This window comes from Aestuariicoccus sp. MJ-SS9, assembly GCF_032586235.1.
GTDB lineage: Bacteria > Pseudomonadota > Alphaproteobacteria > Rhodobacterales > Rhodobacteraceae > Aestuariicoccus.
The window spans coordinates 1-544 of sequence record NZ_JAWHTD010000142.1; the positions used below are offsets into that span (position 1 = coordinate 1).

The following is a 544-nucleotide window of genomic DNA, read 5'->3' on the forward strand; positions in this document are numbered from 1 at the left end:
CGTCGTCCATTTAATCTGCAACATATCCGGCAGCCTTGAAGAGGTTTCTGCACTCGTTTGGCGGGAAGAGATCGCAGGTTTGGGCGACGGATTGGAAGAGTACTTCAAATGTGCGGGCCTTGAGCCGTCTGAGGTGTGCCTTGAGTTTCGAGTATGCCATTTCGATGGGGTTAAGGTCGGGCGAGTAAGGCGGCAGGAAGAGCAGCCAGCTGCCTTGCGACTTCAGAACCTCCTGCGCGCGCGCCGATTTGTGGGACGACAGGTTGTCAGCGATCACCACATCGCCCGGCTGCAAGGTCGGTGCCAGCTGGGTCTCGATGTAGAGGTCGAAGGCGGCGCGGTTCATGGGGCCATCCAGCACCCAGGGCGCGCTGAGTTCGTCGATCCGCAAGCCTGCGATGAAGGTCTGGGTGCGCCAGTGACCGAAGGGCGCATCGGCTTCCAGCCGGGTACCGCGGGCGGACCGGCCCCGCAGCCGTGTCATCTTTGTGGTGACGGCGGTTTCGTCGATGAACACCAGCCGGTGCGGCTCAAGGCGCATCCT

Annotated in this window: 1 protein-coding gene; it reads right to left on the bottom strand. The window is 61.8% G+C overall.

Annotation, left to right across the window (positions count from 1 at the left end; genetic code table 11):
• Window positions 1-10: 10 nt before the first annotated feature.
• Window positions 11-544, bottom strand: a 534-nt coding sequence (locus tag RXV88_RS23655; RefSeq protein WP_316296193.1) for an IS630 family transposase, incomplete at its 5' end; no start/stop codon positions are given.